This is a genomic window from Guptibacillus hwajinpoensis (assembly GCF_020524165.1).
GTDB lineage: Bacteria > Bacillota > Bacilli > Bacillales > Guptibacillaceae > Guptibacillus > Guptibacillus hwajinpoensis_D.
This window is the reverse complement of the sequence record NZ_JAIVKU010000003.1, coordinates 355501-381685: the sequence shown is the minus strand read 5'-3', so window position 1 is coordinate 381685 and position 26185 is coordinate 355501. Positions and strand designations below refer to the sequence as shown.

23 protein-coding genes are annotated in these 26185 nt (G+C 36.7%); 5 read left to right on the top strand and 18 right to left on the bottom strand.

Features of this window, described 5'->3' with window-relative positions; translation table 11 throughout:
• Positions 1 to 108 precede the first annotated feature (108 nt).
• Entirely contained in the window at positions 109 to 1581 is a 1473-nt protein-coding gene (gene betB, locus LC090_RS05230; RefSeq protein WP_226655911.1) for a betaine-aldehyde dehydrogenase, read from the bottom strand.
• Positions 1582 to 1866: 285 nt separating this feature from the next.
• Here betB and cudC point away from each other — a divergent pair, with 285 nt between their 5' ends.
• From cudC to LC090_RS05215, 3 genes are all read left to right on the top strand, one after another.
• Complete coding sequence (gene cudC / locus LC090_RS05225; protein ID WP_159784190.1) at positions 1867 to 2418, top strand: choline uptake/conversion transcriptional regulator CudC; 552 nt, start codon at positions 1867 to 1869, stop codon at positions 2416 to 2418.
• 177 nt (positions 2419 to 2595) lie between these two features.
• Positions 2596 to 3477 carry a glycine betaine ABC transporter substrate-binding protein gene (locus LC090_RS05220; protein WP_226655909.1) on the top strand — a complete coding sequence of 294 codons (882 nt, stop codon included), beginning with the start codon at positions 2596 to 2598 and terminating at the stop codon, positions 3475 to 3477.
• Between the two features lie 258 nt (positions 3478 to 3735).
• Positions 3736 to 4557: a general stress protein gene (locus tag LC090_RS05215; RefSeq protein WP_226655906.1), complete on the top strand. Its 822-nt coding sequence runs from the start codon at positions 3736 to 3738 to the stop codon at positions 4555 to 4557.
• Between the two features lie 83 nt (positions 4558 to 4640).
• Here LC090_RS05215 and ltaE read toward each other — a convergent pair whose 3' ends face one another.
• From ltaE to LC090_RS05185, 6 genes are all read right to left on the bottom strand, one after another.
• On the bottom strand, positions 4641 to 5669 hold the full coding sequence (gene ltaE, locus LC090_RS05210) for a low-specificity L-threonine aldolase (protein WP_226655904.1): 1029 nt from the start codon (positions 5667 to 5669) through the stop codon (positions 4641 to 4643).
• A 160-nt stretch (positions 5670 to 5829) separates the two neighbouring features.
• The gene (locus tag LC090_RS05205) at positions 5830 to 7992 is read right to left on the bottom strand and encodes a GDYXXLXY domain-containing protein (protein WP_226655902.1); all 2163 of its coding nucleotides are present in this window, start codon (positions 7990 to 7992) and stop codon (positions 5830 to 5832) included.
• 292 nt (positions 7993 to 8284) lie between these two features.
• Positions 8285 to 8791, bottom strand: a complete 507-nt coding sequence (locus LC090_RS05200) for a pyridoxamine 5'-phosphate oxidase family protein (RefSeq protein WP_226655900.1) — start codon at positions 8789 to 8791, stop codon at positions 8285 to 8287.
• Between the two features lie 229 nt (positions 8792 to 9020).
• Positions 9021 to 10499 (bottom strand): argininosuccinate lyase, encoded by a 1479-nt coding sequence (argH, locus tag LC090_RS05195; RefSeq protein ID WP_226655898.1) that lies wholly within the window; start codon positions 10497 to 10499, stop codon positions 9021 to 9023.
• Positions 10500 to 10668: 169 nt separating this feature from the next.
• Positions 10669 to 11520 (bottom strand): DegV family protein, encoded by an 852-nt coding sequence (locus LC090_RS05190; RefSeq protein WP_226655896.1) that lies wholly within the window; start codon positions 11518 to 11520, stop codon positions 10669 to 10671.
• Between the two features lie 458 nt (positions 11521 to 11978).
• Entirely contained in the window at positions 11979 to 12665 is a 687-nt protein-coding gene (locus LC090_RS05185; RefSeq protein ID WP_226655894.1) for a DUF421 domain-containing protein, read from the bottom strand.
• Between the two features lie 281 nt (positions 12666 to 12946).
• Here LC090_RS05185 and LC090_RS05180 point away from each other — a divergent pair, with 281 nt between their 5' ends.
• Positions 12947 to 13921, top strand: coding sequence for a hypothetical protein (locus LC090_RS05180; protein WP_226655891.1), 975 nt, complete (start codon positions 12947 to 12949; stop codon positions 13919 to 13921).
• Between the two features lie 205 nt (positions 13922 to 14126).
• Here the strand turns inward: LC090_RS05180 and LC090_RS05175 are convergent, their stop codons facing one another.
• From LC090_RS05175 to LC090_RS05150, 6 genes are all read right to left on the bottom strand, one after another.
• Positions 14127 to 15062: an aldo/keto reductase gene (locus LC090_RS05175; RefSeq protein WP_226655889.1), complete on the bottom strand. Its 936-nt coding sequence runs from the start codon at positions 15060 to 15062 to the stop codon at positions 14127 to 14129.
• Positions 15063 to 15739: 677 nt separating this feature from the next.
• On the bottom strand, positions 15740 to 17536 hold the full coding sequence (locus tag LC090_RS05170) for a GmrSD restriction endonuclease domain-containing protein (protein WP_226655887.1): 1797 nt from the start codon (positions 17534 to 17536) through the stop codon (positions 15740 to 15742).
• Between the two features lie 299 nt (positions 17537 to 17835).
• Positions 17836 to 18075, bottom strand: a complete 240-nt coding sequence (locus LC090_RS05165; RefSeq protein WP_226655885.1) for a DUF1643 domain-containing protein — start codon at positions 18073 to 18075, stop codon at positions 17836 to 17838.
• An 853-nt stretch (positions 18076 to 18928) separates the two neighbouring features.
• A complete protein-coding gene (locus LC090_RS05160) occupies positions 18929 to 19162 on the bottom strand; it encodes a hypothetical protein (protein WP_226655883.1) in 234 nt (77 codons plus the stop codon).
• 44 nt (positions 19163 to 19206) lie between these two features.
• Positions 19207 to 19401 carry a hypothetical protein gene (locus LC090_RS05155; RefSeq protein WP_226655881.1) on the bottom strand — a complete coding sequence of 65 codons (195 nt, stop codon included), beginning with the start codon at positions 19399 to 19401 and terminating at the stop codon, positions 19207 to 19209.
• 753 nt (positions 19402 to 20154) lie between these two features.
• Positions 20155 to 20307, bottom strand: coding sequence for a hypothetical protein (locus LC090_RS05150; RefSeq protein WP_226655879.1), 153 nt, complete (start codon positions 20305 to 20307; stop codon positions 20155 to 20157).
• Positions 20308 to 20416: 109 nt separating this feature from the next.
• Here LC090_RS05150 and LC090_RS05145 point away from each other — a divergent pair, with 109 nt between their 5' ends.
• Positions 20417 to 20590: a hypothetical protein gene (locus LC090_RS05145; protein WP_226655877.1), complete on the top strand. Its 174-nt coding sequence runs from the start codon at positions 20417 to 20419 to the stop codon at positions 20588 to 20590.
• A 339-nt stretch (positions 20591 to 20929) separates the two neighbouring features.
• Here LC090_RS05145 and LC090_RS05140 read toward each other — a convergent pair whose 3' ends face one another.
• The 5 genes from LC090_RS05140 to LC090_RS05120 form a co-directional block, all read right to left on the bottom strand.
• A complete protein-coding gene (locus LC090_RS05140; protein ID WP_226655874.1) occupies positions 20930 to 21601 on the bottom strand; it encodes a hypothetical protein in 672 nt (223 codons plus the stop codon).
• Between the two features lie 63 nt (positions 21602 to 21664).
• Entirely contained in the window at positions 21665 to 22192 is a 528-nt protein-coding gene (locus LC090_RS05135) for a hypothetical protein (RefSeq protein ID WP_226655872.1), read from the bottom strand.
• 254 nt (positions 22193 to 22446) lie between these two features.
• Positions 22447 to 23115 carry a DUF1643 domain-containing protein gene (locus LC090_RS05130; protein WP_226655870.1) on the bottom strand — a complete coding sequence of 223 codons (669 nt, stop codon included), beginning with the start codon at positions 23113 to 23115 and terminating at the stop codon, positions 22447 to 22449.
• A 60-nt stretch (positions 23116 to 23175) separates the two neighbouring features.
• Positions 23176 to 25047, bottom strand: coding sequence for an ATP-binding protein (locus LC090_RS05125; protein WP_226655868.1), 1872 nt, complete (start codon positions 25045 to 25047; stop codon positions 23176 to 23178).
• Positions 25044 to 26177 carry an SIR2 family protein gene (locus LC090_RS05120; RefSeq protein ID WP_226655866.1) on the bottom strand — a complete coding sequence of 378 codons (1134 nt, stop codon included), beginning with the start codon at positions 26175 to 26177 and terminating at the stop codon, positions 25044 to 25046. The genes LC090_RS05125 and LC090_RS05120 overlap by 4 nt, the downstream gene beginning before the upstream one ends.
• Between the last annotated feature and the right edge of the window lie 8 nt (positions 26178 to 26185).

Below are 26185 nucleotides of genomic sequence, written 5' to 3'. Positions count from 1 at the left end.
TTTCTAAAAGATCATTTTTTCTTCCTATATATAGCTCGAGTTTGAACTCTTAAGGGAGAATTAAATCCCCCATTATTGTGATTCAGTAAGTACGGATGAACGATTCGATTAGAACCAATTAATCGGTTCAGGTTTAAGGTTTTGGAAGATATGCTTCGTTTCGGTGTATTCTTCTAAACCTGATTTACCAAGCTCACGGCCGATCCCAGACTGCTTAAATCCACCCCAAGGGGCATGCGGGAAATAAAGGTTGAAATCATTAATCCAAACCGTACCCATGCGCATTTTCGCTGCACAGCGTTCTGCTTTCGCAATATCTTTTGTCCACACACCGCCAGCAAGTCCGTAGATTGAGTCATTTGCAAGCTTAATCGCTTCTCCTTCAGACTGGAATTTCTCAACGGTAATAATTGGACCGAATGCTTCATCTTGAACAATGCTCATATCTGTAGTGCAGTCTGTGAAAATCGTTGGCAAGTAGAAGAACCCTTGCTGTAGTTCTGGATCTTCTGGACGTTTCCCACCAACAGCTACAGTAGCGCCTTCCTTTATTCCTGCTTCAACATACTTTTCTACTTTCGCAAGATGCTCAGCAGAAATAAGTGGACCCATTTGAGTCTCTTCATCAAATCCGCTTCCAAGTTTGAATTTCTTCACGCGCTCGACAAGTGCCTCAACGAATTTATCGTGAATGCTTTCTTCTACAATCAGGCGTGTCCCAGCGGAACAAATTTGTCCTGCATGGAAGAATACTCCGTTTAACGCTTGATCAACGGCGATATCAAAATCAGCATCCTCAAAAATGACATTCGGGTTTTTACCACCAAGCTCTAGTGCAAGGTTTTTCACATTCACGCTTGCTGCTTGCATGATTTTCTTCCCTGTCGCAATGCCGCCTGTGAATGAAATAAGATCAACATCCGTGTTATTTGATAGCTCTGCGCCAACTGTGTCTCCAGCACCAAGAACAAGATTAGCTACGCCAGCAGGTACTCCCGCCTCTTCCATTAATTCAAATACTTTGATATGAGTAAGCGGCGTAATTTCACTTGGCTTAATAATCAACGTATTTCCTGTTGCAAGTGCTGGAGCAAGCTTCCAGGATGCTTGAAGTAAAGGATAGTTCCATGGCGTAATCTGCCCACAAACACCGACTGGTTCATGAACGACTTTACTGATTGAATTTGCTACTGGAGCATCGATTAGCTCTCCACCATCTTTATCTGCGAGTTCTGCAAAATAACGGAACACGCCTGCGATATCATCCATGTCTCCACGACTTTCTTCGACTGTTTTACCAGTATCCAATGATTCAAGATGAGCAAGTTCTTCTTTATCTCGCTCAATTAATTCAGCAATCTTTCTTACGATTGCTCCTCGCTCAGTTGCTGGTGTAAATGCCCACTCGCCATGATCAAATGCTTCTCTTGCAGCCGCGATTGCTGCTTTCGCATCTGATTCGTCACCCTCTGGGACAGTCGCAATGATTTCCTGATTATATGGGTTAATAATCGTACGCATACGTCCCGAGTTCGCGCCAACCCATTTACCGTTAATGTATTGTTGTAGTTTAAGATCCAAATTGATCAACTCCAATGCCGAATTGAATTAAGTTTATTAAGAATTTATTTAACACATTTAACGTTAACACGTCCGTTTCAGACTGTCAAAACAAATTCACAAGGAAATTTTAGAAAGGATTAAGATCTTCCTAAATGGTTATACCTATTAATGTAGTGATGATTTAGGAAGCTTAAAATAGGAATCTTATATTTGACATTTCATCTGAACAAGTTAACATTAAGTTCGTAAAGAAAATTTGATAAATACTTAACACGATTTACTTTATATCGAAGGAGCGACCTAATGAGTGAATCTAATGAAAGACCCAGAATGAAGATTGAAGAAGCCAAAGATAAAGTGATTGGTGCCATCGCGGAGACAATGGATTTATACGGCGTAACACCTGCTGCCGCTAATTTATACGCGACGATGTACTTTAAAGACCAAATGACTCTTGATGAAATGCGCACGGAACTCGGGATGAGTAAACCAAGCATGAGTACGAGCGTCCGTAAGCTTCAAGAAATCGAGATGGTGAAAAAGACATTTACACGAGGCTCTAGGAAACATACTTACGTAGCTGAGAAAAATTTCTTTCGCTCCTTTATGGCGTTTTATTGCCAAATGTGGGAACGTGAAGTGAAAATGAATTTGGAAGCCATTGAGGAAGCACAAGAAGATTTTATAGACGTGATTAAAGATTCCACCAGTACTCCAGAAATTGTAGCAACCGCAAAGAAGCACTATGATCAATTAGAAGAATCAAAAAAATATTATCACTGGTTGGATGACTTAGTTGAAAGCATAAGAAGTGGTAAGATCTTCGAATTCTTGCCGAAAGATCAAGAGGATTAAGTACAAAAGTGAACAGGTAGTTGATCGCTAAGCTACGATCAACTACCTGTGTTATTTTGGAGACACACTTACATAAAAAGTAGGCTTTGTGTTGCGCTTTAGTTAAAAAAATTCTTAATACATTAAACTTTCAAGTTGGGGAAATGAATCATTTACATACAGGAGGAATGCAACGAGATGATACAGGGTAAAAAAGGACTTAGTGTAATAGTAGCCATCCTAATGATCGCGGTACTGACCGCTTGCGGAAATAGTGCCGAATCGGGTTCAGAATCAGAGGAAAAAGATAAAACCATATCAATAGGTCAAATTAACTGGGCTGAGAATATCGCCGTCACAAATATGTGGAAAGTGATTTTAGAAGATAACGGATATGACGTAGAATTTAACTACTTGAACATGGGTTCTACCATGACGGCGTTAGATAGCGGCGATTTAGATGCTAGTTTAGAAGTATGGTTACCCGTTCAGGATGCGAATTATTTGGAAAAATATCAGGATACGGTCAACTTTTCAGAAGCTACCTGGTTTGACGATGCAAAAGTCGGCCTTGTGGTTCCAACCTATTTAGAAGACATTAATAGCGTGAAAGACTTAAATAAAAATAAAGAACTGTTTCATAGTGAAATTGTTGGATTTGATCCTGGCGCAGGTACGATGGAAGTGACGGAACAACTAATTGAGGACTATGATCTCGATTTTGAACTGGTCCCAAGCTCGGAATCTGCTATGTTAGCTGAAATTAAAAAAGCAGTTAAAAATAAAGAACCAATCGTGGCACCGCTTTGGAGCCCACACTGGGTATTCTCAAAATATGATTTAAAGTTCCTTGAAGACCCGAAAAACACATTCGGTGGCGTGGAAAAAATCCACCACGCGACAAGACAAGGATTTGACGAAGACTATCCAGAGGTAAGCGAGTGGTTTAAAAACTGGAAGATGAATGATCAACAAATCGGTGAGCTGATTGACTACGTAGAAAGTAGCGAGGAGCCTGCTGATGGAGCAGCAAAATGGGTTGAAGAGAATCAAGATTTGATTGATGAATGGGTGAAATAAAGACTTAAATCGAAGAAGCTGGTATCTCATTTTATTGGGTACCAGCTTCTTTTGTTTTCAGAGATCGTCTTAGGAGATTTACTTTTATGAATGAGAAGCGTGAGAATCATCGATACGGTTATCACCATTCCTCCCTATTCATTTTTTAATTTATTCAACCTCTCTATAGATTGTAAGATCTTTCAAAGATAAAAGATTACCTAACTAATTCTTCGGGTAGTGAGTACTATTGAAAGACAATCAAAGGAGGCTGAAGGTATGAATAACAAAATTATAGGTGGCGTTTTTTCTAATGTAGGAAGTGCCGAACAAGCCATAACAGAATTGCAGCATCATGGCTATGGTTCCAACGACATATCCGTTTTTGCTAAAGATAAAAGTAAAGTACATGTCTTAGAAGAAGAAATGGAAACATCCGTCACATCCAATAAAGGTGGGCGTGGAAAAAACGCTGGAAAAGGAGCTGGATTAGGAGCTTTATCTGGAGGAGCCTTAGGTGGAATTGGCGGTTTAATTGCAGGTTTAGGTCTTCTCGCGATCCCCGGCATCGGACCACTTGCAGCAGCAGGTCCAATCGCCGCTGCCCTTACTGGTGCAGGAGTAGGTGCTGGTGGTGGTGGAATCGTCGGAGCGCTTGTAGGTGCTGGAATACCTGAAAGAGACGCAGCACAGTATGAAAACCATTTGAAGGATGGAAAAATAATCGTAATCGTAGAAGCTTCAGACAAATTACAAGATAAGGTTTATCGCACCTTCCTATCGAATAAAACCGAAAACAAATCCATGTATCCTGATCATTATCAACATCATGATCATGAGAATGATCATTACCAAAATCATAATCATGAGAATGATCATTATCAAAACCATAATCACGAGAATGATCATTATCAAAATCATGATCACGAGAATAATCACACTTCACACTACAGCACTACTACAAACAATCATGATGAAAAAACAACTCCACTAAAAGATAATACGCACTATGAAGATTCAAATGCTAACTTTACCAATAGAACAAATGGAACGCGCACAAGAACCTCTGAGAGACATCACTCTTCTCGCACCCGTGACTAACGCTCTTAAGTTAATACTTGCAAGTGCAAAGGAACTTCTCTATACAGAGAAGTTCCTTGTTTGGTTCAATATATTTCACTTTTTTAGTTATCATTTAGCATCTTTTGAACGGTTATCAATACTCGGTCAATATCTTCTTTAGTAATGCCATTGTTCGTTACAAATCTAATAATATTTGGACCGAATGGGCCTGCTAAAATAGAATTTTCTTTTAACTGATCTATGAAGTGCTCCGTGGTTTTGTTAGATTTCGTAATATCTACTAAAATAATATTTGTTTCTACTTTATTTCTAACGTCTAATCCATCAATATTTTGAAACCCTTCAGCTAGGTGCTTTGCGTTTTCATGATCTTTCTCAAGTCGTTTGACGTTTTCTTCAAGTGCAATGATCCCAGGTGCAGCAAGTACCCCCACCTGCCTAAGTCCACCGCCTAACCGTTTACGCCACTTTCGCGCTTGAGAAATAAAATCAGAAGAACCTGCAATCATTGATCCCACCGGTGCGCCTAACCCTTTCGATAAGCAAAATTGAACGGAGTCTGTATACTTCGCAAATTCTTTCACTGACGTTTGAGAGGCTACAGCAGCATTAAATAATCGTGCACCATCTAAATGAACAGGGATACCGTGTTTTTTCGATATGTGATAGATTAACTCCATATTTTCAAGGGGAACAACAGCTCCGCCTGCTTTATTGTGAGTGTTTTCTATACAGATTAGTCCTGTTTCTGGCTGATGGATATCATCGCCTCGGATGGCAGCTTCTACATCACTCGGTTTCATAGCACCATTCACACCATCTAAGGTTTTTATTTGAACACCTGCAAAAGCGGACAATGCTGCAGCTTCGTAAAGAAAGATATGAGCTTCGGCTTCCATGATCACTTCTTGGCCAGGCTTACAGTGTACTAATCCAGCAATTTGATTTCCCTGGGTACCACTCGTTACAAATAAGGCATCTTCTTTTCCAAGAATATGGGCAGCGAGTTCTTCAAGCTTATTTACAGTGGGATCTTCTCCATAAACATCATCCCCTACTTCAGCCTCGTACATCGCTTTCCTCATCTTTTCACTTGGTTTTGTTACCGTATCACTCCGTAAATCTATCACAATTCGTCCTCCCTTTATCGGTTAAAAAAATCAAATAAGTACAATCAAAAAAAAATTACTGGGTAATTGAATCAAGTTACGAAAACTTCCATCAACACAGCTTGGTTTCATATGCAAATATGTAAGGAAGCCACCTTAAGACAAGGTGACTTTTCTCTTTTTATTCTAACTCTATGAGTAGCGCATTTCCAGATTCACTTACTTTAATAATAGCAGTTGTTATCCCCTCGAATGAATCACCTGCCCCTTCAGGAATAAAGAAACTCTCTATGCCATATTGGACATCATGATCAGAATAGGTGGTGCCATTCATCACGATATCATCATCAGAAGGTTCGTATGATTTATTCCATTTACCTTCGATTTTGTAATACCCTCCATACTCATACAATCCCTCCGAAGTAGGCGTGAGGACAACTTTTATCTTCTTATTAGATGGAAGTACGGTCCCAGGCAACGTTGAGATATCATAGCGAAGCGTCACATAATCCCCTTGTAACATCGAGCGAGGATCAACAGGCGCAAGAGCAAGTCGAACCTCTTTCCCAGATTGAAGCGCTACCTCATTTTTCACGCCATTATAGGCGATGAACGAAACCATTAGAATGACAACCAACCAGATTAATTTCCATCTACCTGCAACGAAAGTAGGTTCTTCAACAGCTGTTTCTTTGTACTTTCGTGATACCATTCTTGTAATTCCTAATACAAGAAGACCCGCAACCAACAGCGTAATCGATTTGTGAACGAGTGACCATGCGATGTCATAGTATTTGTAGAACAGAAACGCATACCATAAAATGAGTCCTACCCAGTATCGAAATGGATTAGACTGCCATGGTTTGTAAAAGACGAGAAGCGTGGATAGAAGAAGAAACACACTATTTAAGAGCCAATATAACCACTCGCCTTCAAAGAAGAACGTTAAGATAAACAGTGGCACGATACTATAGACAAGTGCGTTGCGATTGAACCAGTCGTCACGTCCAAGAATATGAATCAACCCATTACCGAAAACAAGAACGAGCAACAACAGCGGTTCATGAGAATCTATCGCAAGTAGTGATTCTTCAACTTCAAATAAAAATAAGAGAAGTACTCCGTTTGCAAGTAGATAGGCATACGAACCAACCCATGCGTTCGTAGTGAGTTTTAGTACGACTCCGATCATACAGAAAGAGATGAGCATCACAACGACCGTTTTAGGCTGCAAACCATTGGAAAATGCGTCTATCAGGTTAGCTGATGATAGGATTGATAATCCAGACAGCAGGAGTATCGTTGATAAAAAAGGGATTTTCTCTTTTAGTGCGAGACCTGGTAGTAACAATAGAAAAAGAGATGAAAACACAAAGGGAAGGGCATGATCCCAGCTGAAGATGAGAAACATGATTCCTGAAAAGGCTGAGATTAACATTACTGTACTGACTACCGTTACCACAAAAAGTAAGGATGATTTAAACACGCGCTTCCAAGCTTCTGAACCCTTTTCACTTCGTTCTAATCTAGGAAGATACTTAATCGTTAGAAATACAATGACTCCTACAACAATTAATAAGAAAAACGGCATAAGATCACCAAATGCATCGCCCAACACGGCTACCATTTTCCCGAATAGGAAAAACCCTAGTGCAATTCCTGCTAAGATAAACAGTTCCTTTTCTTCCCGATGTTTCCAAAGGAATACGCTGATCAATCCGTATCCGACATAAAGCCACCCTATTAACGTACTGTATTCCCAGTAACCAAAACTTGAAGCGATAAAGACCAGATGAATCAAACAAAAGCTGCCAAACATAATCCAATTTGAACGGAGCCATGAGGAGCGTGAAAGAAAAAACCACGCATGGGTAAAAAGTAAATAGATGAATATTAGGATCAGTGCGGTACCAGCCTTCCAATCTGGAAAGTAAGATGACGGAAACACATAGAAATAAAAGGCGAGCTGACTTAATAAAAAACCTAATACATAAAACGCTTTATATCCCGTAAGAGCACCAAAAATGATAGCTGGAACCAGCCAGATGAGATAAAGGAAATACGAATCCGCGTGTGAATTATACGTTTGACCAATAAGTGCCACGCTAACCCCAAACGCAATCGTTCCAATCAGCCAGAGCCATCTTTCTAGAAATCGGTGTGAATGTTGGAAACGGCTAAGGAGTGTTGCTCCGACAAAGAACAGCAACATCAGTCCAATCGCTAGACTGATCTTTTCAATCCGCTCGATTCCTTGCCAATTCGATGCGAAGAAATAGAGTACGCTACTGATCAGCAGTGATAAACCAAGTAAATAGCCTGTATGAATACGCTTTAAATTCATAGCTTCTCCCCCCTTTATCTTCCGGTGCGACATTAAGATCATGTTCGTTAGAGTATATGTTATCTATTTTGTTACTAACTCAAGTATACTAAAAATTTCCGGGTAGTTAACGGGAGAATCAGCGGGACGGTTCTGGTGATTCACTGAAGCCCAGCGGATTGTTGTGGAAGTATTACTCAAGCCTTCCCCTTGGTTTAATGGTTTTCTGAAATCATCCATATTTAAAACCCTCTTGCTACCCGCAAGAGGGTTTCCGTCACTTTCATTTGCTTGTTCACTGATCCGTGATCTATCAATTAGTAAAGTGTACCGTATCTTTTAAATCGTTGCCTTCTTCTAATGATTTACTGCTTGTCACCTTTTTCACAAACTCTTTAACCGTCTTAACATTCACTCCTGACTCCCAATACTCAGCGATTTCCGGAGTCACTTTAACCAATACAACATCCGGATCATCGGCAGAAGTATTTAGCAGTTTTTCAACAACCTTATTCATGTACTCTTTCTTCTTCTCGCTATCCTGTACCAATTCAGCAGTACCGCTAATCGAAACATAAGATGACCCTGCATATGCTAAGTTTACGGCAGGAGTAAGCTTGATATCCTCATATTTATCCGTATCTTTTTTGGTAATAAACCAGATCTCTTCCCGATCCAGTTCGACTTCCTGTGTTTGCATTGGACGGGACATCAGCTTGCCATCTGGAGAAATAGTAGTTAACATTGCTACTTTCTCATCTTTGATCAAATCTTTAATATTTTTAAGGGTTTTCTGATTTTCTGAATGTTGGTTTGTCATTTGTGATTCCTCCTTTGAATAGTCAGCAGTTATTGATCGCCTTCACAAAAGAATAAAGCAACCTGCCAATCTTATATATTCTCTTTTCCCGCTTAGCTTCGAAGTTACACTTTTCTCTTTTAGCACTTTGAACAAGGCACACAAAAAAAGCCCTTGTTTCCAAGGACTTCGTTACAATTAGCAATCTCCTAATTGTTCACATAGACTGTTCCATTCCCCGCTAAACCACTTACAATTTTATTAATTCATCTTTAATCGTATTGATCTGTGTCACATACTTCTCTATCTTCTTACCTAACTCTTCCCATCGCACTTCACGGTCCCGCACCATCCGCTCAACAACTTTTGGATTCGGTCCACCCGTGACGTTTCTCCTCTCAATAAACTTAGATGGGTCACAGATGTGTTGCCAGTCTTCTTCTGAAAGCTGGACAGCACCAATCCACTCATTGACTTCAGAAAGACTTACTTCATACAACTCTTTCTTTGCATCGTTTGCTTTTTTACTTACGGAACTAGATATTTGGTGAGCTCTTCGAAATGGCACATCATAATCTCTAGCGAGAACGTCAGCTAACTCAGTGATCGTAATCATATTTGTTTTGGCTTGCTCAAGAGCTCGTTCCTTGTTGAATTTCATCGTCGTCATGACAGCGGTTAAGAGCTTTGTAACACGATTCGCTTTATGAAATCCGTTATAAATATGCGGTTGTAAATCATCTTCTGTATCCACGATATCGCCATATGGAGTATTATGGATCATCTGAATAACGCTTAATCCTTCCCCTACAGAACTGCTAGCAAGAGCTCTTGAATGTTCTAGGGAAACAGGATTTCTTTTCTGTGGCATAATGCTACTTACCTGGACATAAGCATCAGAAACTTTTAGTAAACCGACTTCATTGGAGGCCATGCGGAGAAGCTCTTGAATCCACCGGCCCATGTTCGTCATCATACTAACGAGTGTAAGAGCCGTTTCAAGTAAATAGTCTGCTGTCCCAATGGCATCATAGGAATTTTCCATCACGTCATCAAACCCTAGTAGCTCGACCATTCGTTCTCGACTAATTGGAAAACCAGTGGTGGTAATAGCCGCTGCTCCCATTGGGGAACGGTTGACTGTATGATACGCCTGCCACAAGCGGTCCACGTCTCTAGATAGATTATCAGATATAGCGAGAAGATAGTGACCAAATGTTGTGGGCTGAGCAGGCTGCGTGTGCGTGTGGGCCGGCATAATCGTATGAATATGATCTTCCGCTTGACTAACTAGCGCTTGCCCTAGCTTTTTTACGTTCTCCAACAGATCAAGCAGATGATCTCGAATCACGATCCGATACATCGCTTCACCCATGTCATTTCGGCTCTTTGCGATATGCATCTTGCCTGCTAAATCATCACCAATTAACTTCGCAACTTCGGCTTCAACAAGGAAAAAGAAATCTTCGTATTCTGGGACATAGTTTAATAGTTTCTTCTCCATCTTCGCTACTTCATTAACACCGTCCAATATCTTTTTTGCTTCCTCACCAGTAATAATATTTTGTTCTTTCAGCATCGTTGTATGGGCGCGATGAATCATAAACATCGCATCAAATAAGTAATCACGCTGGTCTTTAAAAACCGGTTTAAGTAGCTCGTCTACGTAGGTTTTCCCGGGAAAAAAAGCACCATCTTCTAACTCAAAATCTTCCTTTCTCTTATTCATCGTTTCACCTCATTGTACTAGAGCGTATTTTCTGATTTCACTCCAAAGAATGGTATCATTAATGATTAAAGGCAAGATATTAATAAGAGCATAACCTAGTTTGGTTATACTCGTTACTAATTATATGTTGTTGCGGCTGAATAGCAGCTTGAACAAGGTCGGTGTCACACTATTGCTCTAATCCCGCTATCCCGAAGCCCCCGGCTCCAGAATGAGTCGAAATCATACCACCCGCTTGGATCCATCTTATGTTTTGAAAGCCGTTTTCTTTGGCAACCTCATCCATCCGCTGCTTGATCCGTTCATCTAGTCCGATGGAGTAGATAAAATAAAGCTGCTCTCGATCGATGTTGAATTCATTTAAGTAATCTCTCAAAAGTTTTTCACTCGCTCCACTCATTTTCCCGCGGTACTTCTTGGTAGACATCAGCTTTCCATCCTTCAACTCGATGCATGGCTTTATTTTCAACAGCGCTCCAATCAGTGAAGCCATATTGCTTACCCGTCCTCCCGCTTTCAGAAAATCAAGGCTACCTGGGATAAAAGCTAGTCTTGATTTAGGAACGATTGCCTCTATTTTTTCAACTAATCGCGCCGGTTCAATGCCAGGTTCTTTTTCTAAAACTTTAGCGGCATACAATACAATTGAAGCTAATCCTCCAGTAACGTTCAGAGCATCAATGAGAAATAAGTCTTCAAATTCTTTCGCAGCAATGACAGCATTTTGAAAAGAAGAAGACGCTTTTGATGTATACCCAATATGTACAATGATGCAGTCTGGGGAATTCTCTCTTATAGACGAAAAAAACGCTTGATACTCATGAGCATTTGTAGAGGTAGTAGAAGGGATTTTCTTCGTGCGTTCGTAATAGTCATAAATATCCTGGACCGGCAATGAACCGTCTAAATAATCCTTACCATCTATAATAATGTGCATGGGGACAACTTGAATATCGTACTTTTCAGCTAAATCACTCGGTAAGTCCGCACCGCTTTCAGTCGACAAAATTATCCTTCGCATTCGATTTCCCCCTTGGATGTATTTAGTTTCAGCTTCACTCTTACTACATATTGCTTTAACTATACATGAGAAAACCACATTAGCATTGTTATTAATTTTTTTGCCGTATTTTTAGGGTGAATTCCGGGGATTTGATTCCTACTGCATGTGTGAGGATCTGTGAAAAACCGCTTTTCTTGCCTACACCTCAAAACCACTATTAAATAAAAAGGATCTAATCCCCAAAATGGAATCAGACCCTTCTGTTATTCAACTATCAAGAAACGTGGGGAATGTTCGCACGAGTTTAAGCCCTTTCATGTTTTGATGATTTACTCTTCATTTCAATAGGGTATTCCAGGTCCCTCACTTAATTTCCTTCTTTATATAGAATCAAAAAACCTTCCTTACTGATTCTGGTCAATAATTTCCCCTATAATCTAATAGCTGATGGTCAATTTGTTTAATCCCTTTCTATTCTATTTTAATGTTCCGAGGTTTCCTCTACCATTGTCTACGGTTAAGGAGTAATCATCATCTCTTACTGAAGCATAAAAAATATGCTTTATATTTGAAACACCTGCTGCTTTGATTTCGTTTAATAACCACTCTTTGTCTTTATGAATGAGTTCTAAATTTTTATATTGTATTTTCCCCTCAATAACCACCGCAATAGGAAGCCCACTATAATCGACATGACACTTTAAAATCTTGGGTGTCACAGGCATGGACTCTTCTTTTGGAAGTACACTTATTTCTCCATTTGGTTCAAGAATAGCGTATTGAATATTGGTCACGTCAGCATAGCCTTTGCTTCTTATACTTGATAATAATTCTGACAAAGAAAAGCGACTTTTCTTCAGATTCCTTTTGATTAACTTGCCGTGTTTGATCAAAATCGTTGGCTCTCCAATTACAAATCGATTGAGATGTTTGTATAAACTTAATTTTGATAGTGAGATATGTATGAGAATGACGATCGCAATCCCAATGAATGCTTGAGAAACTCCCTCGACTTTAATTGCTTTAATCGCCAGTGTGACAATAAAAAATAGAGCTGTTAAATCATGTGGAGTAAATTGAGCTAAGGCGGATTTCCCCATAAATCGTATGACCACAATGGTAACTAAAAACAATATGAGTACTGTTCCAATAAACGAGAGCATATCGACACCTCTTTGTATAAACCAGTTATGAAAAAACAACTAAAAAATAGGCTTGTTATGAATCAATCCTACAGATAAATGATTCATTCGTTTCCAAACATCGTACATATCTCTCATATTGTTACCATAATATTCATCCAATATGTTCATTACCTCATTTCCAGTCGTCACTCCATCATAACTTCCCCTCCCCCTCTCGTCTTAGTCAGTTAACCATACATACTCATAAGATTTGAATAGGATAGGATGAGTGAAATTGCTAGAAGAAGGAGGAAAAATACATGGACAAACTAAGAAAACATTGCTCATCTTGTATTTGTGAAGAATTAAAAAAGCTAAAAACGAACACGCTGCTCATGCTCTTCTTTAAAAATGGAAAGGTAATCATTAGATTTGATACTGTAAAAGATGATTGTATTATAGGTAAAACTTTGGATAACTTACCTATTGTTATTGATTGTAATCATGTGACGAGTTTTATAAAAATCCCTACTGTGCAACGGACATTTGAGTTTACAGGATCAGTGATTACAATGACTGTGCCAGAAGATGCAACTACTGCAAAAATACAAGCCATTGGTGCTTCAGGTGGTGGTGGAACTTCAGCCCCAGGACTAGGCGCTTCAATCGAAGGAGACTTTCCCGTTACACCTGGTGAAACACTAAGTATATTGGTTGGCCAACAAGGAAAAACCGCTTTAAGTTCCCCTGGATTATTTAACGGAGGTGGCGGGGGCGGCAGTTTTGTTTGGCGAGGAGCAGGACCTGTCACTCCTTCAGACCTTTTGATTGCAGCAGGAGGTGGCGGGGGTGCTAGCACAGTTGAAGGACTACCAGGTGTGAACGCATCCCTTACAAGTAGTGGAACGGATGGCAACCCCGGAGGCACAGGTGGAGTAAATGGAAGAGGTGGCGAAACGAATGCGTTCTCCGGTGGCGGAGGTGCAGGAATTCTACCAAGTCCACTAGGAGACGGCGCAAGTAGTTTAGGTTCTGGCGGGCAATCGATCTTTAATGGAGGTGCAGGCGGCACAGGCTTCAATGGCTCTGACGGTGGCTTCGGCGGAGGCGGGGGCGGCGGTTTTGCTGAAGGCGGTGGTGCTGGAGGCTTTAGTGGCGGAGGTGCAGGTGGTACAGAAGATTCCATTGGTGGGGGTGGCGGAGGCGGTTCTCAAAACAATGGAACCAATCAAGTCAATATCCCCGGTATTGGTACTGGAGATGGTCAGGTGACAATTGGATTTTTTGCTATCTAATAAATGCTTATTCAGGAGACTTATTGACCATAGACAATATAAAAAAGAGCCTTTCATATGTTCATATTGAACGATGAAAGGCTCTTTCTATTATAGTGATTTTTCCCTGAATTCAGCAGTGCTAATTGCAAAAGGTGCCTGAACCTCGATAGGTTACTAATCTATCTTTTCGATGTTCAGGTACCAAATTCATGCCTGATCACATTTACCAGGGTAGCTTCGAATCCTTTATTTCTTCTGCCCAAATACCCTTTAACTCATTGATCATTTCTATTGATAAACTACCTTCGGATGCAGCTACATTCTGGTTGAATTGTTGACTATCTTTAGCTCCAGGGATAATGGTAGACACCTCTTGATAGGCAAGAATAAATTGCAGTGCTGCTTGTGCCATTGAACGATCATTTCCAAGAATACGACGAACTTGTTCGACTAACCTTCCTCTTCGTTCAATTTCTTCAGCACTCCATCTGCTTCTGATTCCGCTAAATCGACTATTTGCATCATACTTTCCTGTCAGCCAACCTGAATCAAGAGGAACCTTGGTAATCACGCCAACCCCTTGATTTTCAGCTGATTGTATCGCAGCCGCTGGTTCTTGATGAAAGAGATTAAACATAATCTCAATAATCTGACTGTCCGTTTTATTTAATAGTTCATCCATCTCTACTCCAGTATCTACCGAAGCTCCATATGCTCTGATCTTCCCTTGCTTCTTAAGTTTTTCCAGTACTTCAAACTGCGGACTGCTTCCATTAAGGGTTGAGAAAGGAGGGTTATGAAGAAGTAGACTATCAAGATAATCGGTATGTAACCTTCGTAAGCTATCTTCTACTGATCTCACCAATTTTTCAGGTTCGAAGTTTTGTTCACCATTCGAATGATGGCCACATTTACTGCTAATGACCACCTGGTCTCTTTTTCCATTAAACGCTTTCCCAAGCAGTTCTTCACTGTTCCCAGCTCCATAGTTAGGAGCAGTATCAAAGAAATTACAACCGGAATCCATCGCATTCCTCACTAAATGAATCGCTTCATCCTCTGTCATCTTTCCCCATTCTTTTTCATTACCTAGTTGCCATGCCCCAAATCCAACCTCCGAGACTTTTATTCCTGTATTTCCTAAGTTCCGTTGCTTCATGAACTATTTCCTCCTTTTCCTCATTCATACTTTTGTTGAAAGCTGAATGTTTACTATCGTTTTTAGTCGGTCTAACAGAAATGTATCGTTCCCGAGAATTTTTTCATAACATTCTAATTTTTATTTTAACAATAATTCCCTAAGTTAGGCTAATAAGGACTGTTATTGATCAAATAAGAAAAAGCCTTTCATATGTTCAATTTGAACGATGAAAGGCTCTTTCTATTATGCTAAGTTTTATCGATGGAGCATAGCGGGCTCGAACCGCTGACCCCTACACTGCCAGTCACGATTTCTTAATAGTATTGATACTGATAAAGCATAAAGAAACCCGGTATAACTGAATTTTATTAAATAGGTGTATGATTAATTATGATTATAAAAAGTAGTTGTTGACGTATTCGGTCAACAATCCGTCAACAACTCTAATTAAATATTTTTCTGCCATTATCACCTTGATAAGGTTGGGTGGAATGCCGCCCATACCTTGTCCAGTAATAACAAATACAAATAGAAGTTGAAAATCCCTAGATAATCAATTTTTTACTTAAGAGGCATTCCCTATTATTAAATACTACCTCAGATTTTATGAACATTACCCAGTCAAAATCCATTCATTAATTAACTTAAATGTTATACAGTAAGAAAAGTGTTTAACCATTTGAAATATCTTGTCATCAGCGTAGTGGCCCGCCGTAAGAGTCAATAACTTCATCCGAATCCCGACCTGAAATTTTTTTACCCATTGCAGCTTCAATAAGATCAAGAAGATGACCTGCACGTTCTCTAATAAATTCATGAAACTGGTCCTTCCTCAATAATTCAGGATCTATACAATGTGTTATTAAAGTTTTGTCCAACCGATCAGGGGAAATACCACTATTTTTTTCAATACTTTCGAGATACGAACTTGGAGCTCTGCCACCAATTGATCGATTAGTTCTAGCAGACAAAGGTGCCTTGTTAACTGAGCTATTCCATAGATTTCGCTTAAAATTTTGCTTTTGGGAGTATGATCTAGGAAATATATGATGAATATCGATAGCTAAATCGAAATAGTTTGTTATTTCTATAGGATCATCATTCATAAAATCCTTACTCCCTGACTTCATTAATAAAGCCATCAAACCCTTGTAAGCTGCACTTAACCTTGATTGCATACTAAGAAGACGAATTGGACTAAAATTTGCTTCACTTATTGTCCTGGGCAGTTCATTATCATTTTCCACCCACTTAAGAACCTCAGGCATGTCAAATGCAAAACGGCTTTCATTAGCACCACCATACAATTCACCAAATACACCAGACCAATACCATTGTGAGATTTTTCGACGAACCGGTTCTACTTCCCAATCATTTTTTAATACAGCAAAAGTAGCAGCCAATGGTATTAACTGTGTAGAATATGGAAGAGTTCTTACGTCAAAAACTTTCTCTCTAGCCAGAAAACGTTTAACTTGAATCAAACTAACTTCAATTTCTTGAGCATGTTTTTCATATTCTTCAAGAGTTAAATCCAATACGTCTTTTCGTTTACAAGATATAGCCTTATTAGATTTTTTATTTTGATAATAGCTCTTCAATAATGTCACTGCTGTTAAAAATGTAGTAGAGTCAACATCCTTGAGTACTGCATGTTCCTTTAAACGACTTTGACGCTCTTCCCAATCTTTCCTTAAATTAAAATTATCAACAGCAAAAATGGCTGTCACTAATTCAAAAACGGTTAACGTTACCCCTCCTGTATTAACCTTCTCAAAAACATGACAGACAGCTTCTTTTGGTGTTTCTTTTAATAATTCAATAACTGGGACACGATAGCTTTTAAAACGCTCGATTACTTCTGCTTCAAACTTATCAAACTCGTCTAACTTATCATCATTAGATCTAAATAATCTTTGATACTCTCTACGCCAATGATTATATCTCTTATTGTCAAATATTATTTCTAATGGAAAATATCCTTGTTTATATTCTAACTCATTTGTACTAAGATCTAATTCAATGTCACGACCAAAATTACTAGTTATCTTTCTTTCACTAGGTATTGATACTACAGCATCTCCTCTGTCAATATTTGGATTAATGACGTCTGATATTTTGAGGTAGTATACACGGTTAATGTTTTTCCCCTTGGTAGTTTTTGTTGGCACTGCTTCTCTACTAAATAACGAAAGATATAATGAGGTCATCCTTTGTTGTCCATCTAAAATTAAGTGTTCAGGCTTTACTTCTGAAGGTATATTAACACTTTGAATAGGACGGGGTTGAAATTGTACCTCTCCCCCTCCTGTTTGTAATATCATAACAGCACCAATCGGGTAAGAAACAGAGACACTAGCGATTAAAGATCGAATATGTTCATCATCCCAAACCCATCCACGCTGAAAATCTGGTAGTTGAACCTTCCCCTTATGGATGTCTTCCAAAACTTGGGGTAATGAGGGTTCATCTAATTTGAATGTACTTGACATTTTGTTTTTTCCTCCTTGTTCCCATTTAATGTACTCGTATTCATATTGATTTTTCTTCATCCTTATCCATATTATAACAGCACTTACACCATTACGGTAAATCCCGATAGGGAAAGGTCGACCGCCCCAACAATGATTTATTAACCCATAGTGCACGGAGTAATTCCTTTTATAAACAGAATTAAAGTGGCTGAAATATGTGGTAGTAAAACTCTGGAGTGTCAACACTTATAAACGTCATCAATTTTACACATGGGGAGGGGCTAGGAACCCCCCTTCCTTCTGTCCTTTTTTCTTAGTTAAATAAAACCACCACTATTATAGGTACGGGATGGGCAATAATCTTTTTTTTGGTATAAAGGATGTCTCGGATGGTTTCCACTTACGGTTTTCTTAATACACTTAGGATTAAAATCCCTCAGTAACTCAATTGTTTCTGTATCTCTATTTTGCAACGTACAATGCTTTTCTCCCCAAGCAAAAACAAGGAGTTCGGATTGCTCAACAGACTTTACTATAAACTCATTATTATCTTTCAACTGGAGAGGCTCTCATAAATTATTGTATATTCATTCACGCACCGTTTAACTCAGTTATTGCTCAAGACCCCATATCATAATTTCACATTCTAATATAGAAGTCAGAGTACCGTCTCCACTGATTCCTATTAACTAAAAAGGATATTGGAAAATTGCAGAGAATATCTAGGACAGGAGGCGAAATACGCAGAATGATAATAGAATGTAAATTGGAACTAATGAAAGAAGGTTATGGAACTCTATATGAAATAGAGAACCGAATGAGGAAATTTGCTAAATTGAAAATGGAGCTAGAGTATGGTCTAAACTGGCAGGTAAAAATAACTAAAGAACTCAAGTATATTACAACACCTTTTGAACAACTCTATTTTCACCAACTAGTAAGCTTTTACAAGAAAGTTCCACCCTTGACTTCTTCGATACCTTCAACTCTCTATCTTCGTCTCTATAAACTTAATACAACTAGGAATAAAATTGCTCACAACCATTTAATTTCCAAATTAGAACTTAATGAACTAATTGATATAAAGAATAGGCTTGATAAGCTTTTAATACTTTAGGTTGAGAGAAGTAGAAACATTTTTCTTTCTGATAAGTTTATTATTAATAAGTATTGAGAGTTGAGGTCTTAGAAAAGATGTTCTACAATGCCGTTTTAACTTAAAACTTAAATTCCAAAAAATACTCTTAAGGGGCATAGAGGAAGAGGATCGAAGATCTAAAGATAAGTGCAGTATCCTCATTTATACCTTTCGTTATTTAGTAGAGAAGCAATGCCAACAAAAACTACCAAGGAGAAAAACATTAACCGTGTATACTACCTCAAAATATCAGACGTTCTTAATCCAAATATTTATAGAACAGATGCTGTAGTATTTTGGTTTTTAAACCACAATGAAAAATCTAGTCCAGGAACTTGAGGAAGATTATCTGCGTTTTTATATTCTTTTTCTTTCCAAAGCCCGAGCAATCCCCATTTATTCGCAAATTGAAGGATTTCATCCTCATTTTCTGTATTGAGCTTTGCCAACGAAACAAATGGAGCTGCATCATCATGTTCTGAAGACTTAATTGGTCGGTTTCCCAAATGAGTAAACTCTAATGGAAAATAAGGTCTGAAGTTATTGACTCTTACGGCAGGGCCCCTACGCTCATGCCAGGATATCCCTTGTAAGCTGCACTTAACCTTGATTGCATACTAAGAAGACGAATTGGACTAAAGTTTGCTTCACTTAGTGTCCTGGGCAGTTCACTATCATTTTCCACCCACTTAAGAACCTCAGGCATGTCAAATGTAAAACGGCTTTCATTAGCACCACCATACAATTCACCAAATACACCCGATCAATACCATTGTGAGATTTTTCGACGAATCAGTTCTACTTCCCAATCATTTTTTAATACAGAAAAGTAGCAGCCAATGGTATTAACTGTGTAGAATATGGAAGAGTTCTTACGTCAAAAACTTTCTCTCTAGTCAGAAAACGTTTAACTTGACTCAAAATATTCCACGTTTGATCTTACCGATAGACACCCACAAAAGTTGATATATAGCTTTCTCTGAATTGTATATAGGATAAAATAGGAGTTAAAATGAATGCTTTTGACGAATTCGGTCAACAATTCGTCAACGAACAATTGGTTCTTTTTTAGAAAGTCACTCTGTCAGAGTGGGCAATTGAATAGGAATGGTCGTGATGATCGTAGAAAAACCCTATTTTAATAGTTTTTTCCAATTGAATTAGGTTTGAATAGGATTGATCTGTAGCTTTTTTAACAAATTTGGGCAACAATTCGGTGACAAGAGAAAATAGTAGATCACCAGGATTTCAAAGCGTATCGTCTAAATATTTTGTTTTAGTGTAAAAACAGCTTGAAATCTTTGGTCAAATTCTTTGAATGGCACAATTAATGTTTTTGGAGTTTCCCCAATTTGATCATAATAAATCTTGGCTTCATATTGGCCCATATAATCGTCAGAAGCATTATCCTTTTCCCATAAACGACTAAAAACACCCTCCATTCGTTTTTTCTGTTCATAAGGAAATAACGAATGGATGTTTTCACACTTACAGGTTCTTACTTTTCTACGAGAGTGACAATAATACAGAATAGTCTGATCTCGATTTTTATAATTTGAATGACTCTTTGGGACATTTCACTGTTTGAAGATACATAGATCATTTCAAGTTCCTCCTTATTCCCAGCTGAATGTTCCATTATTCCATTCATGCTATCCCCTCCTATAAAATTTAACGAACATTTATTCTTATAATTAAGAGAATATAACCATAGTTTAAATACACAAGGGGGATTATTACTGGAACAAACGATGAAGAAAATGGAGAAATGGGTATTCGAAATAAAGAAACATAATCCTAGTGAGGAAGTTATTAACGTGGTAGAAGAAATCTGTATATATGCTGGAAAGCAAGAACAGAGAATGAAAGAGGCAAAAGGAAGACTTGCCCTCTTTCGTCAGTTTTTTAGTGTGTTGGAGAAAGAACTTTTATAGGAAAATTCTGAGCTCAAACATTAATAGAACAAAAGAACAATAATGGGCTTTATTACTGAAAAATCGCCCCTCAATCCTGAACTGTAGGGGGCGATTTATTGTTGACTTACTGGAAGACAAAGTTCTCTAAAAATATATTGTTTTGAATAATATTACATCATGCCGCCCGTAGGTTGCTAGAGTGTAATATTGTTAACGTTGAATGCAAAAAGTGCGTTAATTCAACGTTTTGGATGTTTCTTACTGTAACATCTTTAACGGGGATTTACCGTTTTTATGGGAAGGCGTTAGCAAAATGTTAGTATTTTGTTGAAAGTACATCTTTAAATATTGCTCTCTTTAAAGTTTGTTCTTTTGTTTTAAAAACTTCATGATATGTTCTTCAAGTTCGCCTTTTTCTTCTTTGGTTAACTTCTCAATAGACTTTTTCATTTGCAATTTAATTGGTGGCAAAATTGGTCTGTTGTTCGAATTATAAATGTGTTGCTTGACACTAATTGTAACTAACACTAACCCCAAACTGATTAATGTAAATAAATCTGTATTTGTATCATTAACGAAATTAGCCATTGGTTGTAGAGCTGCAATCATAAAAGCTATAAAACCAACAATAATCATTGTAATCCAACCTTTAAAATACTTTTCATTTTCTTCTTTGTCTTCATCAACAAAGTCTACAAGATCTTTTAAACTGAGTCCATATGCAATAAGAGATATTGAAACCATAGTATTATGTAATAAGTATTCTGGGCTATCCCATCCAAATATCACAATAACAATTGCAGAAAGGATAAGTACAATACCGAATAACATACTAAAATTAAAAGAAAGACTTTTAATTCCCCTCAATGTAAGGTAAATTAAGGAAATTAAAAATTGTATGCCTGTAGTTAATGAAAAGGCAATAAGAAAATCTTTAAAATTGAGGTTATCCAAAAAAAGCAATGAAAGGGAAATTAAAGTAGCTGTAATAAACAATATAACTAAGTTAACCACCCAAAATTTATTCACATAATCACTTCCTAGTAAAAAATAACAAGCAAATTACAATAAGAATATTCAAAGATTTCTGGATTAGTCATCATCCACTATGGATTCATCTTCTTCAACTGCCTCTTCAACTTCTTGCAGTTGAAGTTTTTTCAGGTTCTCTTTTATTTCCCCTAACTTTACTGTACACCATAGCCAAGTTCTTTTTTCCTCTGAGTTCTCGTCATACTCATCAGCCGGTAAAAAATTATACAATTCCTCAATTTTGTTTATAATCTCACTGTCAAATTCATAATTTATTGTATATCTTTCCAAGTGTATGAGTAAGGAACTAAAATACCTTAGATATTGGGATGTTAATGTATTTTTGTTAATACATATAAATTCATAAAATTCCTCTATATCAAGAATTAACTCTTTAATTGAATTAATAGATAACTTCTCATTAAATTTATTAACAGAGTCTACTTTAGAGTCTATTAATTTTTCTTGGAGTGCTTCTTTTATAGAATATATTTTAATAAATTTATCAATATTGTTTTTGTAATGCTTAACCGATTCTATTATATATTTATTATCTTTATTATGGTCTTGAAAGAACTGATAATCCATTGCTCAAAAAAAGTTAATTCTGAAACAGAATTTTCCTCTATCCTAAAAATTCTTTTGATAGCTTTTTCCATTTCTTCAAAAGAATAAATATCACCCAAGTCTGCTGAAAAGCTATCATATCTGTATGAGGGGTCATCCAACTTTAATAGCCTTATAATCATTATAATATCGTCTATTCGTCAGTATTATCTATTGTTCAATAGTTTTTGGTGCCTGAAAAGACGTATATTTTATTACCAAATTTGAAATAGGGATTAATTGGGTACAATTTCGTTTAAGTTATTTATATTGATCCTCACTAATCCTGTTAAACGTTTTTTATTTGGATGAAAAGGAGTTTCCTGTTTCGATAAGTATGGTCTATTATTAGTTTGTGGAACAAAAATAGGTAGTCCTGAGTGTTTAGCAATTTTTTGTATTTTAAATATTTGTCTATAATAAAGTGCTAAACTAATATAAATATCATTAGGCAATCCCCAAGTCAATACAATATAATCAGTATCATTATTAATTACATCATTAATAGTCTTTATATTGTTGTCTAACAAATTTTCGAATGCTTCTTCACCTAATTGATCAGTAGAACGTATATTCAATATATCATCCCACAACTCCCTAGAATCTGGATTATATAAAGGAAACAAATTTACGACATTTAAAATTCCCACACCATTAATATTTTCATCTGTATTGACTATTTGAATTGTATTATTATATATAAAATTAATTAATCCATTAACCGTATCATCAGAGTGATTTTCGTTTGCAAAAGCGGGATTCATCATAATGAAGGTAATACGAGAAGAATAATTATTATTTAAAGTTACCTTTAAAGATTCTCTAACCCTATATGTTGTATTATTAACTGGATGTACTTCAGCCGGTAAAGTCACTTTTGAACTAGGATAATCTCTAGGAGGCATTTTTCATCCCTTCTTCCAATTATATTCATCACTATCCTTATAAATTATTTTAATTGTAAACTACATCCATAATTTACAAAGATCAATATTGTCGCTACTTGGCCTTTGTTCCTTATCCTTAATTTGTTCTACCTGAGTAAATACTGGCATTGATAAGGCAGTACCGGATACTATACAAGCTCCACTTGATAAGGTTGGAATTGCGGCTTTTGAAACTCTATCTAGAGTTGGTATCGTATTATCAATCATTTCTAAATCTTTATTATTAACTAGCCGATGTATAAAATAGTTGTGAACTTGAGAAATTATTGTCGGTGAGATATCAAAGGGGCGTTGACTACAAATAGTTAGGAAAAATCCAAATTTCCTTCCCTCTTTTATAACTTCTTCAAATAATTCCATGCGATAACTATGCCAACCTTTTCCTTCATTCATTAATTGATTTGATAAGATATTATGGGCTTCATCAATTATTAAGTGTACTGTCTTTTCTATATTTTCTTGTTTAGTTTCTTTTTTATGATTATCAAAGAGCATTTTGGCAATTAAAGAAGGTATAACCTTCTTTATATCTGTACTACAATCTCTAAAAGAGTAGATTGTCAGAACAGGCGTTTGTTCTGTAGATTCCTCCGAAAGTTCTATTATTCGTTCAAGATCCTTTACCTTAGATTCAATTCTATGAATTAAAGGGTTTATATGATCAAACTGTGCATATCGATTTAACATATCATTTACTAATTGTAACTTGGCATTTAATATAAATTCATCACACCAACCAATACCAGCATCATCTATTCTAGTACACCATTCAAGCAAGTAATCATAGCCAGTCTGAAGACTATATGTATTTTTTATGTCATCCACAGTATTAAAGTAACCAACACCACTTATAAAAAAGTAATTATTCTGTGTATGCCATTCGATTGCATTAATTAATTCTAAAAATTCTTCATGTGACTGATCATTAATGTCTACTGATAAAAATCCAATTATCTCTTTAACAAATTCAAATATGTCTCTTGTTGAATGTACTAGAGATTTTGCAAACAAATTAGGTAAATAGTTTTTGTATCCCCAACCATTTTCCTCTGAATATTCCATACGCTTTAGAAGTCTTTTAATAAAAGGCTTTTGAGTTTGTTCTTTTGCACTAAACAAGACAGCTAATACCTCTGGGGTGTAAAAATATTTAGGATTAATTTTTAACCTACCTTCATGACTTCCTTCATTGTTACTTAGTTTAACTATACGTACTTCATTTTGCTCTAAACCAAACACACCACTGTGAGCATATTCTCCATTAAAATCAATAAGATGAAATGAACTAGCCTTTTTTATCGAGGAAACTCCAATGGTTCTAAATAATTCAAAGTATAATTTTGTTAATGTGTTTGACTTTCCACTCCCGGTATTTCCAAAAATGCCTATATGGGAAGCAAAAAAGGAATTGACCGGAAATTCGACAGAGATATCTTCGTGAATAGAATTACCGATAGAAAAAGTAAATTCATTGTTATCTTCCTTACTTGTTCTATTACCAGCATAGATATCTATAATTTCTTGTTTCTTCGGTATATAGACAAGATTTCCTATCATAGGCAGGTGTTTAACCCCATTTTTAAAGGTTTTATTTTCGATGTATCCTAGAATTTGAACTTCTAATACTTTAGAAATCGTCCCCTTGTTATAACGAAAATCTTTTTCTTGAACTATTTTTGTATTCAATAAGTCTTCAATATACTCCGCATCAATTTTTCCAACTAACTTTAAAAAACCTTTTTTAATAATTATAAAACCATTTACTGAAATATTATTTATCACCTCCCCTTGATAAATAAATGATGAATGATTCATCTCTTTATAAATTTGGACCTTTACCCTTGTTCCTCTTACTTCAATAACATTTCCTACCTCAAGTGGTAATGTCATTCTTTAGCCCCCTCAAAAAGTAACTTACTGAAATGAAATAAATCTATAGGAGGCATTTCTTCTGTCGGTTCAATAATTACTACATTTCTTTGAAATTGACAATTTAGTAATTGCATAATTTCTTTGCGTATTCCATTTCTATAAACAAATATGTAAATACGCAACTCTGGATTATGAAAAGACCTTTTAATTAAATTTCTTATATGTTCGTCAGCAAATGAGAATCCAAACACTATCAATATAGTTTGATCCTTTTCTAATTCATAACTTAATAATCGCAACATACTATAATAGTGTTCATCTAAAACAGTATTTTTGAATTTACTTTTCTCTGGGTTAATAATCATAAGCTGTTCATATTTATGAAAAAACCGGTCTAATGAAATTAAATTCATTTCGGCAATCTCATGTATTCCTATATCTAGACCTTCATCATATTCCTCTGCCCAAAGATAATCTTCAATCAATTTCTTTTCATCATCACCTATATTGACCTTTTGAGCCTCATTTCTGATTTGCTTTATTAATTTTAAATCATTTCTTATTTCTATTGTTTGCTGACTCTCCAACAATGAACTAATCCAATTTACAGATCCATGACATTTAATTAAATTTATTGTTGGTAATTCCTTGTGATAATTGTCAAATGCACCATTACGCGATACAGTTTTATGGAAATTTTCTGAACTCAAGGTTCTTAAAAAATACCCGTTTCCACCATCATTTAAAATTAATGATGGATTACCTCTTTGTTCATAATCGATAGCTCTTTCAAAAAACATATCATAATTGGTCGTAAACACATTTGCTCTTTTTGGAGAGATTCTAGTATTTCGGTAGTTCAAAGTATTTACTAGCCCTCTAATGAACAAACGGTATTTTGTTGTTACTTGATACTCACATTGTACGGAATCATCTATCAAATCAAGGTTCTTATCAATTACTTGATTAAAGTAATGTAAATAGATAAGTTGTCGAACCGAAGGGTTATACTCTCTTTCAGTCAAAACTTTTTCTATATTACCGAGAGAAGGAAAGTACGGCACCGATGCGCCTGATCCAATAAGAAAGTTTACATTCTTTTCTGTTATCTGTGTTTGTAATTCATTAATAATTCCTTCTAGTTCCATTTCAATCA

Excerpts from the sequence above, each read along its gene's own strand:
- cudC (WP_159784190.1), top strand. The coding sequence starts at position 1,867 with ATGAGTGAATCTAATGAAAGACCCAGAATGAAGATTGAAGAAGCCAAA.
- LC090_RS05220 (WP_226655909.1), top strand. The coding sequence starts at position 2,596 with ATGATACAGGGTAAAAAAGGACTTAGTGTAATAGTAGCCATCCTAATG.
- LC090_RS05215 (WP_226655906.1), top strand. The coding sequence starts at position 3,736 with ATGAATAACAAAATTATAGGTGGCGTTTTTTCTAATGTAGGAAGTGCC.
- LC090_RS05205 (WP_226655902.1), bottom strand. The coding sequence starts at position 7,992 with ATGAATTTAAAGCGTATTCATACAGGCTATTTACTTGGTTTATCACTG.
- LC090_RS05200 (WP_226655900.1), bottom strand. The coding sequence starts at position 8,791 with ATGACAAACCAACATTCAGAAAATCAGAAAACCCTTAAAAATATTAAA.
- argH (WP_226655898.1), bottom strand. The coding sequence starts at position 10,499 with ATGAATAAGAGAAAGGAAGATTTTGAGTTAGAAGATGGTGCTTTTTTT.
- LC090_RS05190 (WP_226655896.1), bottom strand. The coding sequence starts at position 11,520 with ATGCGAAGGATAATTTTGTCGACTGAAAGCGGTGCGGACTTACCGAGT.
- LC090_RS05185 (WP_226655894.1), bottom strand. The coding sequence starts at position 12,665 with ATGCTCTCGTTTATTGGAACAGTACTCATATTGTTTTTAGTTACCATT.
- LC090_RS05180 (WP_226655891.1), top strand. The coding sequence starts at position 12,947 with ATGGACAAACTAAGAAAACATTGCTCATCTTGTATTTGTGAAGAATTA.
- LC090_RS05175 (WP_226655889.1), bottom strand. The coding sequence starts at position 15,062 with ATGAAGCAACGGAACTTAGGAAATACAGGAATAAAAGTCTCGGAGGTT.
- LC090_RS05170 (WP_226655887.1), bottom strand. The coding sequence starts at position 17,536 with ATGTCAAGTACATTCAAATTAGATGAACCCTCATTACCCCAAGTTTTG.
- LC090_RS05150 (WP_226655879.1), bottom strand. The coding sequence starts at position 20,307 with ATGAATGGAATAATGGAACATTCAGCTGGGAATAAGGAGGAACTTGAA.
- LC090_RS05145 (WP_226655877.1), top strand. The coding sequence starts at position 20,417 with ATGGAGAAATGGGTATTCGAAATAAAGAAACATAATCCTAGTGAGGAA.
- LC090_RS05135 (WP_226655872.1), bottom strand. The coding sequence starts at position 22,192 with ATGGATTATCAGTTCTTTCAAGACCATAATAAAGATAATAAATATATA.
- LC090_RS05130 (WP_226655870.1), bottom strand. The coding sequence starts at position 23,115 with ATGCCTCCTAGAGATTATCCTAGTTCAAAAGTGACTTTACCGGCTGAA.
- LC090_RS05125 (WP_226655868.1), bottom strand. The coding sequence starts at position 25,047 with ATGACATTACCACTTGAGGTAGGAAATGTTATTGAAGTAAGAGGAACA.
- LC090_RS05120 (WP_226655866.1), bottom strand. The coding sequence starts at position 26,177 with ATGGAACTAGAAGGAATTATTAATGAATTACAAACACAGATAACAGAA.